This is a genomic window from Pseudomonas sp. PvP025 (assembly GCF_017832155.1).
Lineage (GTDB): Bacteria > Pseudomonadota > Gammaproteobacteria > Pseudomonadales > Pseudomonadaceae > Aquipseudomonas.
In genome coordinates this window covers 3835555-3848662 of record NZ_JAFIBJ010000001.1, presented here as the reverse complement: position 1 = coordinate 3848662, position 13108 = coordinate 3835555, and the positions used below count along the sequence as shown (strand labels likewise).

Annotated in this window: 12 protein-coding genes and 1 pseudogene; 8 read left to right on the top strand and 5 right to left on the bottom strand. The window is 60.6% G+C overall.

The window, feature by feature from the left end; all coding sequences use genetic code 11:
- Positions 1-20: 20 nt before the first annotated feature.
- Positions 21-374 (top strand): YkgJ family cysteine cluster protein, encoded by a 354-nt coding sequence (locus JOE32_RS16690; RefSeq protein WP_209986414.1) that lies wholly within the window; start codon positions 21-23, stop codon positions 372-374.
- A gap of 17 nt (positions 375-391) precedes the next feature.
- Here JOE32_RS16690 and JOE32_RS16685 read toward each other — a convergent pair whose 3' ends face one another.
- Complete coding sequence (locus JOE32_RS16685) at positions 392-880, bottom strand: Lrp/AsnC ligand binding domain-containing protein (RefSeq protein ID WP_003206849.1); 489 nt, start codon at positions 878-880, stop codon at positions 392-394.
- 155 nt (positions 881-1035) lie between these two features.
- Between JOE32_RS16685 and dadA the strand changes: the two genes are divergently transcribed.
- The 6 genes from dadA to JOE32_RS16655 all read left to right on the top strand — a co-directional run bounded on the left by dadA (position 1036) and on the right by JOE32_RS16655 (position 7026).
- A complete protein-coding gene (gene dadA, locus JOE32_RS16680; protein ID WP_209986410.1) occupies positions 1036-2337 on the top strand; it encodes a D-amino acid dehydrogenase in 1302 nt (433 codons plus the stop codon).
- Positions 2309-2662, top strand: coding sequence for a RidA family protein (locus JOE32_RS16675; protein ID WP_209986407.1), 354 nt, complete (start codon positions 2309-2311; stop codon positions 2660-2662). Before dadA ends, JOE32_RS16675 begins: the two co-directional genes overlap by 29 nt.
- Before the next feature lie 78 nt (positions 2663-2740).
- Positions 2741-3814 carry an alanine racemase gene (alr, locus tag JOE32_RS16670; RefSeq protein ID WP_209986403.1) on the top strand — a complete coding sequence of 358 codons (1074 nt, stop codon included), beginning with the start codon at positions 2741-2743 and terminating at the stop codon, positions 3812-3814.
- A gap of 116 nt (positions 3815-3930) precedes the next feature.
- Entirely contained in the window at positions 3931-4479 is a 549-nt protein-coding gene (locus JOE32_RS16665) for a cupin domain-containing protein (protein ID WP_209986400.1), read from the top strand.
- A gap of 66 nt (positions 4480-4545) precedes the next feature.
- Entirely contained in the window at positions 4546-4971 is a 426-nt protein-coding gene (locus JOE32_RS16660; RefSeq protein ID WP_209986397.1) for a c-type cytochrome, read from the top strand.
- 132 nt (positions 4972-5103) lie between these two features.
- The gene (locus tag JOE32_RS16655) at positions 5104-7026 is read left to right on the top strand and encodes an acetyl-CoA hydrolase/transferase family protein (RefSeq protein WP_209986394.1); all 1923 of its coding nucleotides are present in this window, start codon (positions 5104-5106) and stop codon (positions 7024-7026) included.
- A gap of 126 nt (positions 7027-7152) precedes the next feature.
- Here JOE32_RS16655 and JOE32_RS16650 read toward each other — a convergent pair whose 3' ends face one another.
- Together JOE32_RS16650 and rep are read right to left on the bottom strand one after the other, a co-directional pair.
- The gene (locus JOE32_RS16650) at positions 7153-7722 is read right to left on the bottom strand and encodes a xanthine phosphoribosyltransferase (protein ID WP_003176890.1); all 570 of its coding nucleotides are present in this window, start codon (positions 7720-7722) and stop codon (positions 7153-7155) included.
- 58 nt (positions 7723-7780) lie between these two features.
- Positions 7781-9790 carry a DNA helicase Rep gene (gene rep, locus JOE32_RS16645; protein WP_209986392.1) on the bottom strand — a complete coding sequence of 670 codons (2010 nt, stop codon included), beginning with the start codon at positions 9788-9790 and terminating at the stop codon, positions 7781-7783.
- Positions 9791-10046: 256 nt separating this feature from the next.
- Between rep and JOE32_RS16640 the strand changes: the two genes are divergently transcribed.
- A complete protein-coding gene (locus tag JOE32_RS16640) occupies positions 10047-11711 on the top strand; it encodes a bifunctional diguanylate cyclase/phosphodiesterase (protein ID WP_209986389.1) in 1665 nt (554 codons plus the stop codon).
- Between the two features lie 77 nt (positions 11712-11788).
- Here the strand turns inward: JOE32_RS16640 and JOE32_RS16635 are convergent.
- A pseudogene (locus tag JOE32_RS16635) lies at positions 11789-12672 on the bottom strand (RHS domain-containing protein); the annotation flags it as partial.
- A 25-nt stretch (positions 12673-12697) separates the two neighbouring features.
- Positions 12698-13108: an NTF2 fold immunity protein gene (locus tag JOE32_RS16630; RefSeq protein WP_209986387.1), complete on the bottom strand. Its 411-nt coding sequence runs from the start codon at positions 13106-13108 to the stop codon at positions 12698-12700.

Genomic DNA, 13108 nt, shown 5'->3' with positions numbered 1-13108 from the left:
GCCGTTTGGTATGGGTTTCGATGAGTTGCAACAGCCAGAAAATCAGCGCACTGCGCAAGCAGATTCCTTCGTTCGAGTGTGTCCCCGGCTGCCATGACTGCTGTGGGCCGGTGACCACCTCGCCCGAGGAAATGTCACGCCTGCCGCGCAAGACGGCTGCCGAACAGGACGCGGCAATGGATGAGCTGAACTGTGTGCACCTGGGCCCCAACGGCTGCACCGTGTATGACGAGCGCCCGCTGATTTGCAGGCTGTTTGGCACAACCAAAACCCTGCCTTGCCCCAATGGGCGGCGGCCGGTGGAGTTGATCCATCCACGGGTGGAAAAGCAGATTCACGCCTACATGGCCAGCACTCGCCAGGTGCTGGTCTAGCAATTGAATGCGCGCGGTTAGTCCGGAATCGGCAGGTTCAGGCTCTCCTTCACCTCTTCCATCACGATATAGCTCTTGGATTCGCGCACATGGGGCAGCTTGAGCAGGATGTCGCCGAGCAATTTGCGGTACGACGCCATCTCGGAAATCCGCGCTTTCACCAGGTAATCGAAGTCGCCTGACACCAAGTGGCACTCCAGCACATGGGGCAGTTTCAGCACCGCGCGGCGGAACTCCTCAAAGGTGTCGCCCGACTTGTAATCCAGGCTGATCTCGACAAATACCAGCAAACTCCCCTTCAAATGCTGCGGATTGAGCCGCGCGTTATAGCCCATGATGATCCCCTCCCGCTCCAGGCGCCGCACCCGCTCGGTACAGGGCGTGGTCGACAGCCCGACCTTTTCCCCCAGCTCCGTGAACGAAATACGCCCATCGGCTTGCAGGATGCGCAGGATATTGCGGTCGATCTTGTCCAGCTCCCGCTTGGTCTGGGTGTTGGTACGCATAGGGGATACGCCTCTGTGAAAAGGGTTTTTGCCGAGAATTGTCGCCAAATATAGGCACTTATATAGTGAAATGCACTGGGGATTCTTTTTTACACTGCGCCCATCATTGCTCCAATAACACACGTCAGCGGCTGAGCCCGCGATGAGGATAAAAAATGCGCGTTCTGGTTTTGGGTAGCGGCGTCATTGGTGTGACCAGTGCCTACTATTTGGCACGGGCCGGCTATGAGGTGGTTGTGGTCGACCGTCAGCCTGCCGCTGCCATGGAAACCAGCTTCGCCAACGCCGGCCAGGTGTCGCCAGGTTATGCCTCGCCATGGGCCGCGCCGGGTGTGCCGCTCAAGGCGATCAAGTGGTTGCTGCAACGCCACGCGCCGCTGGCGATCAAGGCCACTGCCGATATCGACCAATACCTGTGGATGGCGCAGATGCTGCGCAACTGCACGGCCAGCCGCTATGCGGTGAACAAGGAGCGCATGGTGCGCCTGTCCGAGTACAGCCGCGATTGCCTCGACGAATTGCGCGCCGAAACCGGCATTGCCTACGAAGGCCGCAGCCTGGGGACGACGCAGTTGTTCCGCACCCAGGCGCAGCTCGACGGCGCTGCCAAGGACATCGCCGTGCTGCAGGCGTCGGGTGTGCCGTTCGAGTTGCTCGACCGCGCCGGCATCGCCCGCGTTGAGCCGGCCCTGGCCAGTGTCACTGATATTCTTGCCGGCGCCCTGCGCCTGCCGAACGACCAGACCGGCGATTGCCAGCTGTTCACCACGCGCCTGGCTGACATGTGCAGTCAGTTGGGTGTGGAGTTCCGCTTCGAACAGGATATCCAGCGCCTCGACTGGGCCGGCGACCGCGTCAATGGCGTGTGGGTCGACGGCAAGCTGGAAACCGCCGACCGCTACGTACTGGCCTTGGGCAGTTACTCGCCCAAGCTGCTCAAACCGCTGGGGATCAAGGCGCCGGTGTACCCGCTCAAGGGTTACTCGTTGACCGTGCCGATCACCAACCCGGCGATGGCGCCAACGTCGACCATTCTCGACGAGACCTACAAGGTCGCGATCACCCGTTTCGACAACCGCATCCGCGTCGGCGGCATGGCCGAAATAGCCGGTTTTGACCTGTCGCTGAACCCGCGTCGACGCGAAACCCTGGAGATGATCGTCAACGACCTTTATCCTCAGGGCGGCGATCTGGCCCAGGCGAATTTCTGGACCGGCCTGCGCCCGACCACGCCGGATGGCACGCCGATTGTGGGTGCCACCCCGTTCAGGAACCTGTTCCTCAATACCGGCCATGGCACCCTCGGCTGGACCATGGCGTGTGGCTCCGGTCGCTTGCTGGCCGACCTGATCGCGCGTAAAACTCCGCAGATCAGCGCCGAAGGCCTCGATATTTCCCGTTACGGTAGTCACCAGGAGTCCGCAAAACATGTCCATCCAGCGCCAGCTCACCAATGAGCGCATGAGTCAGATTGTGGTCCACAGCGGCACTGTCTATCTGGCGGGGCAGGTCGGCGACGACATGAGCGCCGGTATCGAACAGCAGACCCGCGAAACCCTGGTCAACATCGAGCGTTTGCTGGACCTCGCCGGCACCGACAAAACCCGGTTGCTGTCGGTGACCATCTACCTCAAAGACATCAACGCTGATTTTGCCGGCATGAACGCGGTGTGGGACCAGTGGCTGCCCAAGGGTGTCGCCCCGGCTCGCGCCACGGTTGAGGCCAGGTTGTGCGAACCGGACATTCTGGTAGAGCTGTCCGTCGTGGCTGCGTTGCCATAACTACCGATCCGGCGCCGACGCGTTCAGTCGGTGCCGGTTTTTTTCACCTTGCCGCCTACTGGATAGAAGCCCGCCGCCATGCGTCCTGCCCGTGCCCTCATTGATCTCCAGGCCCTGCGCCACAACTACCAATTGGCCCGTGAGGTCGCGGGAGCCAAGGCCCTTGCGGTGGTCAAGGCCGACGCCTATGGCCACGGCGCCGTGCGCGTGGCCCAGGCGCTGGAAGCCGAAGCCGACGGGTTTGCCGTGGCGTGCATCGAGGAAGCGCTGGAACTGCGAGCGGCCGGCATTCGTGCGCCGGTGCTGCTGCTGGAAGGGTTTTTCGAAGCCGACGAACTGCCGCTGATCATCGAGCATGATTTCTGGTGCGTGGTGCATTCGCTGTGGCAACTGGAGGCCATCGAACAGGCCCCCTTGAGCAAACCACTGACTGTCTGGCTCAAGCTCGACTCGGGCATGCACCGCGTCGGCCTGCATCCCGAGGATTACCCGTCGGCTTATCAGCGCCTGCTGGCCAGTGGCAAGGCGGCGAAGATCGTACTCATGAGCCACTTCGCCCGTGCCGATGAACTCGACTGCGTGCGCAGTGATGAACAGGTGGCGGTGTTCGAGGCGGCGCGCCAGGGCTTGTCGGCCGAGGTCAGCCTGCGCAATTCACCGTCGGTGATGGGCTGGCCACAGGTGTGCAGCGACTGGGTACGCCCCGGCATCATGCTGTACGGCGCCACCCCGTTTGGCGAAGACCAGGCCATCGCCGCGCGCCTGCAGCCGGTGATGACCCTGGAGTCGAAGGTGATTTGCGTGCGTGAACTGCCGGCTGGCGAGCCGGTGGGTTACGGCGCCAGGTTCATCACGCCCAGGCCGATGCGCGTCGGCGTGGTTGCCATGGGTTACGCAGATGGCTACCCGCGGCATGCACCTACCGGCACGCCGGTGCTGGTGGCGGGCCAGCGCAGCCAGTTGTTGGGGCGTGTGTCCATGGACATGCTGTGCGTCGATCTCACGGATATCCCGCACGCCGGCCTCGGTTCCACCGTGGAGCTATGGGGCAAACACATTCTTGCCAGTGACGTAGCCGCTGCCGCCGAGACCATCCCCTATCAGATCTTCTGCAACCTGCGCCGCGTGCCAAGGCTCTATTGCGGCGCTTGATCGCAAGCGAGCGAGACGGCCGTCCGGGATTCAGGCCCAAGTGTTGTAAATACTGAACGCTGTCGCCATGATAACGCTCAACTACAACAAAGCCTGAATCCCAGGAGGCACCAGCATTGGACGTCGGCGAACGACTGCAATCCATCCGTAAACTCAAAGGTCTTTCCCAGCGTGAGCTTGCCAAGCGCGCGGGCGTTACCAACAGCACCATTTCGATGATCGAAAAAAACAGCGTCAGCCCCTCGATCAGCTCCTTGCGCAAGGTGCTGGGCGGCATCCCCATGTCCATGGTCGAGTTCTTTTCCGAGGAGATTCTCCAGGAAGTCCCCACGCAGATCGTCTACAAGGCCCACGAGCTGATCGACATTTCCGACGGCGCCGTCACCATGAAGCTGGTCGGTCGGGCGCACCCCAGCCGGGCGATTGCGTTTCTCAACGAGATCTACCCGCCGGGCGCCGACACGGGCGAAGAAATGCTCACCCACGAAGGCGAAGAAACCGGGATCCTGGTGGAAGGGCGTCTGGAGTTGGTGGTCGGTCTTGAAACGTTTGTGCTCGAAGCGGGCGATAGCTACTACTTCGAGAGCAGCAGACCTCATCGTTTTCGCAACCCGTTCGACGTGCCGGCGCGACTGATCAGCGCAGCCACCCCCGCGAATTTTTAAGCAACGAGGCGCGCTGCCTGCGAAACCCTGGCCGCAGGCGTGAACAGCCACCATGAGGGTGAACGCGTGAACCGGATCAGCAGAATGCTGGCTGCACCAGCCACTTTATTGGCCCTGTGGGCGTTCAGCGCCCAGGCGGCAACCGACGACGACATTGCCAAGCGCCTGGAGCCTGTAGGCCAGGTGTGCGTTCAGGGTAAGGCCTGCACAGGCACGGACGTTGCCGTAACAGCGGGCGGCGCCAGTGCGAGAACGCCGGATGAGGTGATCGCCCAGCATTGCACCGCATGTCACAGCGCCGGCCTGTTGAACGCGCCGAAAATTGGCGATGCGGCAGACTGGGGTAAACGCGCCCAGGAGCAGGGAGGTCTTGATGGCTTGCTTGCCAAAGCCATCACCGGTATCAATGCCATGCCGCCCAAGGGCACCTGCGGGGATTGCTCGGATGACGAACTCAAGGGCGCCATCGAGAAAATGTCTGGGCTGAAATAGTCCGATCTTCGTCAAAAAGCCGCTGCGCCGTGGCTTTTTTGTGAGCGTCATTTGTGTTTCGATGCTGTTCATTGCAGCAAAGACCCGGCAATCTCGGTCCAACCCCACATCATGGAATGTCAGGAGGGTCGGATGGTGCAGTTGTGTTCAATCGAGCAAGCAGTTGACGACGTACTGGCGCGGTTGCCGGCGCATATCCACCTGGGCATCCCCCTGGGTCTGGGCAAACCCAATCAGTTCGTCAATGCGCTTTACCGGCGCATCGCCACGCTGCCGGACCGCGCCTTGACTGTCTACACCGCACTCAGCCTGGGCCGCCCGACGATGGGCGACGGCTTGCAGAAACGCTTCCTCGAACCCTTCATCGAGCGCGTGTTTGGCGATTACCCTGAGCTGGATTTCCTCGCTGACCTGAACAAGGACAGCCTGCCGAAGAACATCCGCGTGCAGCAGTTTTTCATGCAGCCCGGCAGCCTGCTGCACAGTGCGGCCGCGCAGCAGGATTACGTCAGCAGCAACTACAGCCACGCGGCGCGCGATATCAACGCCGCCGGGCTGAACCTGGTGGCGCAACTGGTCGCCAGCAGCCCTGAGCATCCCGACCGCCTGAGTCTGAGCTGCAACCCGGATATTTCCCTCGACCTGTTGCCAATGATCGCCAAGCGCCGCGAAGCCGGGGAAACCATTCTCGTCGTCGGCCAAGTGCACAGCGATTTGCCCTACATGCCCGGCGATGCCGAGCTGGGCATGGACGCCTTCGATTACCTGCTCGACGAGAAAGACAACACCACGCTGTTCTCCACGCCCAATATGCCGGTGGGCTTCCAGGACCACTTTATCGGCGTGCATGCCAGCACCCTGGTGCGCGATGGCGGCACGCTGCAGATCGGCATCGGCTCCATGGGCGACGCATTGACCGCCGCCTTGCTCGCGCGCCAGGCCGATAACGAGGCCTACCGTCTGCTGCTTACCGACCTGAATGTGTACCAGTGGGCGCGCCTGATCAGCCGTGAAGGCGGTGTCGATCCCTTCGTCCGTGGCCTCTACGGCTGCAGCGAAATGTTCGTCAACGGCCTGCTGGTGCTGGCGGATGCCGGGATCATACGGCGCAAGGTCTACCCGGATGTGGCGACTCAGGAGCAGGCCAACGCCGGCCTGCTCGACGATGCAGCGCAGCCCGACGGTGTGTCGGTTCACGGCGGCTTCTTCCTGGGCCCGCGCAGTTTTTACCAGCGCCTGCAGGAAATGACGCACGCCAAGCGCCTTGAATTCAAAATGACGCGCATCAGCTACATCAACGAACTGTATGGCCAGGAAGAACTCAAGCGCTTGCAACGCCTGGATGCGCGGTTCATCAACAGCGCGATCATGGTGACCCTGCTCGGCGCCGGCGTGGCTGACCAGCTTGAAGACGGCCGGGTACTCAGCGGCGTCGGCGGGCAGTACAACTTCGTCGCCCAAGGGCATGCGCTGGAAGGTGCACGCTCGATCCTGATCCTGCGCAGCTGGCGCGAGTCGGCGGGGGAGGTCAGCTCCAATATCGTCTGGGAATATGGCCACTGCACCATTCCCCGGCACCTGCGCGATATCGTCATCACCGAGTACGGTATCGCCGACCTGCGGGGTCAGACCGATGCCCAGGTGATCGAGGCGCTGCTCAATATCACCGACTCACGGTTCCAGGGTGACCTGATCGAGCGCGCGCAAAAGGCCGGCAAGTTGCCCAGGGATTTCCAGCTGGATCCGCGCTTTCGTGACAACACGCCGGAGCGCTTGAAAGCGATTCAGGCGCGGCATGGCCGGTTGTTCCCTGAGTACCCGCTGGGCACGGATTTTACCGACGAAGAACGGGATCTGTTGCGCGCGCTGAATTGGCTCAAGAGCAAATTCAAGCTGACGGAGATTCTTGAGTTGGGCCGTGCGGCGCTGGATGCGCCTGAGCCGGAGGCCTTTCCCAGGCACCTGGAGCGGATGCGCCTGAACAAGCCCGAGGGGTTAAAAGAAGACCTGTATCAGCGCCTGCTGCTCGCGGGCCTCCAGGCCACCGCACACTGAAAGACTCACACAAAACCAAATGTGCGAGGGGGCTTGCTCCCGATGGCGGTGTATCAGTCGTACATCCGGCGACTGACACCCTGCTATCGGGAGCAAGCCCCTCCCACTTTTTAGAGCGGTGTTGGCTCAGATGAAGGTGACGACACCCCCGGCCAGGGATTTCACCCGTGCCAGCGATTCAACCCGATAACCCTGCGCATCGAGTTCCGCACGGCCGCCCTGGAACGACTTCTCGATCACGATGCCCAGCCCGGCAACGGTCGCGCCGGCCTGCTTGATGATCGAGATCAGTGCCTGGGAGGCCTTGCCATTGGCCAAAAAGTCATCGATCACCAGTACGCGGTCGCTGCTGGTCAAGTGGCGCGGCGAAATGGCCACGGTGCTTTCGGTCTTCTTGGTGAAGGAATACACGGTCGCCGACAGCAGATTTTCAGTCAGGGTCAGGGACTGCTGCTTGCGGGCGAAAATCACCGGCACGCCGAGGTTCAGGCCGGTCATGATCGCCGGCGCGATGCCCGAGGCTTCGATGGTGACGATCTTGGTAATGCCCGAATCCTTGAACAGCGCGGCGAACTCGTCGCCGATCAGTTTCATCAGCGCCGGATCGATCTGGTGGTTCAAGAAGGCGTCGACCTTGAGAACCTGATCGGAAAGCACGATGCCTTCTTCGCGAATTTTCTTGTGCAGTGCTTCCACGGAAAGCTTCCTCTAATGGCGCGGTCTGCGCCGAAAGTAGATTAAAAAGTAGTCGATTCTAGCGCTTTAACATCGCGCGTATGTCGGCCAGGGCAGTGTTGCCGCGAACGGCCTTGACCTCGGTCGGGGTGTCGTCGTTGCCTTCCCAGGCCAGATCGTCCGGCGGCAGTTCGTCTAGGAACCGGCTGGGGGCGCAATCGATGATTTCGCCGTATTGCTTGCGCTTGGCGGCAAAGGTGAAGGCCAGCGTCTGACGTGCGCGGGTAATGCCCACATAGGCCAGTCGGCGTTCTTCCTCAATGGTGTCGGCTTCGATGCTGGAACGGTGCGGGAGGATTTCCTCCTCCATGCCCATGATGAACACGTAGGGAAATTCCAGGCCTTTGGAGGCATGCAAGGTCATCATCTGCACGCCTTCGGCGCCGTCTTCCTCTTCCTGCTGGCGCTCGAGCATGTCGCGCAGCACCAGCTTGCCGATGGCGTCCTCGACGGTCATTTCGCCGTCTTCGTCTTTTTCCAGGGTGTTCTTCAGCGCGTCGATCAGGAACCAGACGTTGCCCATGCGGTAATCCGCGGCCTTGTCGCTGGAGCTGTTGGTACGCAGCCAGTTCTCGTAATCGATGTCCATGACCATGCTGCGCAGGGCGCTGATCGGGTCTTCGCCGGCGCATTGTTCACGCACCTTGTCCATGAAGCGCTTGAAGCGCGCCAGGCGATCGGTGAAGCGCGTGTCCAGGTGCTCGCCCAGGCCGATTTCATCGGTGGCGGCGTACATCGAGATCTTGCGTTCGGTGGCGTAGTTACCGAGCTTTTCCAGCGTAGTCGAACCGATTTCCCGGCGTGGGACGTTGATCACGCGCAGGAAGGCATTGTCGTCATCGGGGTTCACGATCAGCCGGAAGTAGGCCATCAGGTCTTTGACTTCCTGGCGCCCGAAGAAGCTGTTGCCGCCCGACAGGCGATAGGGAATCTGATGGTGCTGCAGCTTCAACTCGATCAGTTTGGCCTGGTAGTTGCCGCGATACAGGATGGCGAAATCGCTGTAGGGCCGGTCGGTCCGCAGGTGCAGCGTGAGCAGTTCAACCGCCACGCGCTCGGCTTCGGCGTCTTCGTTGCGGCAGCGGATCACGCGGATCTCGTCGCCATGGCCCATCTCGCTCCACAGCTGTTTTTCAAACGCGTGAGGGTTGTTGGAGATCAGCACGTTGGCGCACCGCAGGATGCGGCTGGTGGAGCGGTAGTTCTGCTCCAGCATGACGACTTTCAACGACGGGTAGTCGTCCTTGAGCAGCATCAGGTTTTCCGGGCGAGCGCCGCGCCAGGCGTAGATCGACTGGTCATCGTCGCCGACCACGGTGAACTGGTTGCGCGTGCCGATCAGCAGCTTCACCAGCAGGTACTGGCTGGCGTTGGTGTCCTGGTATTCGTCCACCAGCAGGTAGCGCACCTTGTTCTGCCACTTTTCGAGGATGTCCTTGTGTTCCTGAAACAGCTTTACCGGCAGCAGGATCAAGTCGTCGAAGTCCACCGCGTTGAACGCCTTGAGCGTGCGCTGGTAGTGGGTGTAGACGATGGCGGCGGTCTGCTCCTTGGGATTGCGCGCCGCTTCCAGCGCCTCGGCAGGCAGGATCAGGTCGTTTTTCCACGACCCGATCATGTTCTTTATCTCGTCGACGCCGTCGTCGCCCGCGTATTCCTTCTGCATGATGTCGGTCATCAGCGACTTGACGTCCGTCTCGTCGAAGATCGAAAAGCCCGGCTTGTAGCCCAGCCGCGCATGCTCCTTGCGGATGATGTTCAGCCCCAGGTTGTGGAACGTACACACGGTGAGCCCACGGCCTTCGCCACCCTTGAGCAGGGTGCCGACGCGCTCTTTCATTTCCCGCGCCGCCTTGTTGGTAAAGGTCATGGCGACGATGTACTGGGCACGGATGCCGCAGTTCTGGATCAGGTGCGCGATCTTGCGGGTGATCACGCTGGTCTTGCCGGAGCCCGCGCCGGCGAGCACCAATAGAGGGCCGCCGACGTAGTTCACGGCTTCTTGCTGCCGGGGATTGAGTCGGGACATACAGAATTCGGGAAGTCGTTGTTCAAAAGGGCGGGCATTTTAACAGGCTGGCAAGATTCTGCTGCTCTGGATCGACGGTGTGACGTACCACTCGATCTAAATTTGCCGGTTTTGTTACTTTGCCGCAGGATGTGACGCGTTTTCAGGACTTTTTCTGACAACTTGCGTATTTGATAACCCCTATCATTGGTGATTATCAGGCCGCACGTCATAATGCCCGCCGCCAACGAAATTTTGCAGAGTCTAGGGAGCTAGCTTGGCTACGCCTGTCGAACCCTTGCGTTTGCTGCTGCTGTCCGATGCGCCTGAGTGGGCAGCCTTGTTGCGCGAGTGCCTGGCGCCGATGGGCGACGCAGCTGTGTTGATCAGCGCGCCCAATTGGGACTCGGTGAGCCGTCTGTTCGATGACGACCACAGCGCCGTGTTGTTGACCACCCCCGGCCTGCAACCCGGGCCAGGCCGCTGCAGCCTGCCGTGCGTATTGCTGCTGGAGCAGGAGCCGCTGGTTTCACCGCTGGGGGTCAGTGACTGGCTGGTGCGTGATGCACTGGACGCCGGCACGGTGCGCCGTTGCCTGCGCCATGTGCGTGAACGTGGCGTGCTCGAACACACGCTGCAGCGTCTGGCCGAGCAGGACCCGCTCACCGGGATCGCCAACCGCCAGGGCTTCCAGACCCTGTTGGCGGCGCGGCTGGCCGACAATGAAGGACGCGGCCTGGCTCTCGGTCACTTGGACCTCGACAACTTCCGCCATGCCAACGACGCCCTCGGCCATCAGGCCGGCGACCGGCTGATCCTGCAAGTGGTCTCACGGCTCAAGAGCCAACTCGAAGCCGGCGACCAGTTGGCACGCCTGGGCAGCGACGAATTCGCCCTGTTGATCGACACCCGCCGCGCCCCTCAGCGCGCCGAATGGATGGCCGAGCGCATCACCGAGGTCATGGCCGAGCCGTACTGGGTAGACGGTGAAAGCCTGCTGATCGGCTGCAGCCTGGGCGTGGCCCATGCCCGCGCGCGCGCTGGCGCCGATCCGTTGATGTGGCATGCGCACATCGCCATGCAGCAAGCCAAGAGCACCCAGGGCTGCACCTTTCATATCTTCAACGAGCGCATCAACCGCAATGCGCGCAGCCTTGCCGACCTCGAAAGCGAACTGCGCCGCGCCTTGCGCCGTGACGAGCTGGAACTGCATTACCAGCCGCGCCTGGACCTGGGCGACGGCCGTATCGTCGGCCTCGAAGCCCTGGTGCGCTGGCGCCACGGCGAGCGCGGGCTGCTGGCGCCCAGCGAATTCGTGCCCCTGGCCGAACAGAGCGGCCTGATCGTGCCGCTGGGTTACTGGGTGATCTCCCGCGCCCTGCGCGACATGCAGGACCTGCGCGAACGCGGCCTGCCGCCGCTGCACATGGCGGTCAACCTGTCGTTTCGCCAGTTCCAGGACAGCCAGTTGCTGTCCACCCTCAGTCGGCTGATCACCGAGCGTGGCGTGGAAGCGCAATGGCTGGAATTCGAGCTGACCGAAACCGCCGTGATGCGCCGCAGCGACCTGGTCAAGCAGACCATGGACGCCCTCGGCCGCCTCGGCGTGCGGTTTTCCCTGGACGACTTTGGCACTGGCTTTTCGTCGTTCGTGCACCTCAACAGCCTGCCGATTGCCTTGCTGAAGGTCGACAAGAGCTTTGTCGGCGGCATGGAGGAGCGCGAAGAGAACCGCAAGCTGGTCCACGCCATGATCAACCTGGCCCACAACCTCAACCTGGAAGTGGTGGCCGAAGGCGTGGAAACGCCGGAGCAACTGGCGTTGCTGCGCCTGTTCGGCTGCGACCAGGCCCAGGGCTACCTGATCAGCAAGCCGTTGCCGTTGCCGGAGTTGGTGCAGTATTTGACTCACGGCAAGGGCCAGCAGGCGCAACTGGGCTGACGTGCTGCAAGCCCAATCAAACCTGTGTGAGTGGGTTTGGAATCAGTCTTTACATCAGTTGACTGAAACGCTGCAGTCGGGTCCTGCGTTATAAACCGGACGCAACCTGCGGATCGCAATACCGAAACGTATTGTGGTGCAGCCCGTCTCTTCCGCAGGTGCTGCTCAACTTCGTTCACCGCCAGCGTCTCAACCTCGCCCCACGCCCGGTAGGTGGCCTGCCAGACGATCTGAACTTCCTGATCCGTCATCTCCAGCAGCGTGCCGATCTGGTCGGTGTGGAAGTAGTAGAGCTTTTGGACTTCACCTTCGCGTTGATCTAAGCGGGCTAATGGCGCGTAGCTGCTGGGTTCATCTTTGCCCGGGACTTTCCTCACACAGCATGCGCAAGCCTTGCCAGAGGAAGTTTTTGTGCTGCGTTTTGCCGTTGATCTGAGAGGTTTTGCCGACACGCCGGCCGAGGCTGTCATAGCGATAGGTGCCAGTGCTTTCAAGCCTGCTGTTAACCATCGTTTCAGCCCCGACCAGGCGGTTTTCGCAGTCGTAGCTGAACGTTTGAAGTCGGGTCATCCCGCTGCGTTTTTCGATCAGGTTGCCCCACGCGTCGTAGCGGTATTCCTGATCGCGCCATTGCTTGATGCGGTTGTCTTTAACCTGGTCAAACTGGCTCGTATTGAAGTTAAGACGGTTGGCTGCCGCGTCATAGCGAAACTCTTCACTGTCCACCAACCGGCCAGTATCGCGGCTATGCAGGTTGGCCGTTGGCTTCGTATTCGTACTTGATTTCGCCGCGCAACTTGTCGAGCGTGCGGACCAGTTCGTCGGCGGGGTCGTATTGGTAGCGGCGGTGAATCGGGTTGTAGGCGTGCTCCACCAACAGCTGTGGCGTTTCGCTGCCCAGCACGCGTGAGAGCTTGTCAGCCGCAAGCGTTGAAGCAAACTGCCAGGCCTTGCGCCCTAGAAAATGCTTTTTAGCAACTAGATTTTCATAGGCTAGATGCTATCCACTTGCCAGAGCCGTCTAACCGCTCTTTCCTCTTTATGACCCAGTCAGGATCTCGAAAAACCATGAAAAATCTGAATTGACTTTTGAAGCCAGCGGTCTGGGTCACAATAAATATCGACTCACTGTGATTCTCAGGCTCGATAACGTCCCTAGAAGGATCATATGTCACAGGAATCGTACTACCCAAATCAACTAATCGCTCGCGATTAATACCCTCATCGAGAGAGTGTATATTTAATATTTCCTCTAGTTTAACAGCATATTTTTGCTTAATCATAGAAATATCTATATCACTTTCATCTGCTTCATCTTGAGCAGAACAAAAACCAGCCTCCCAATCCTTCATGGAATTCATAAATTTCATCAAATCGTCGATTGCTTTTTCGCTCAT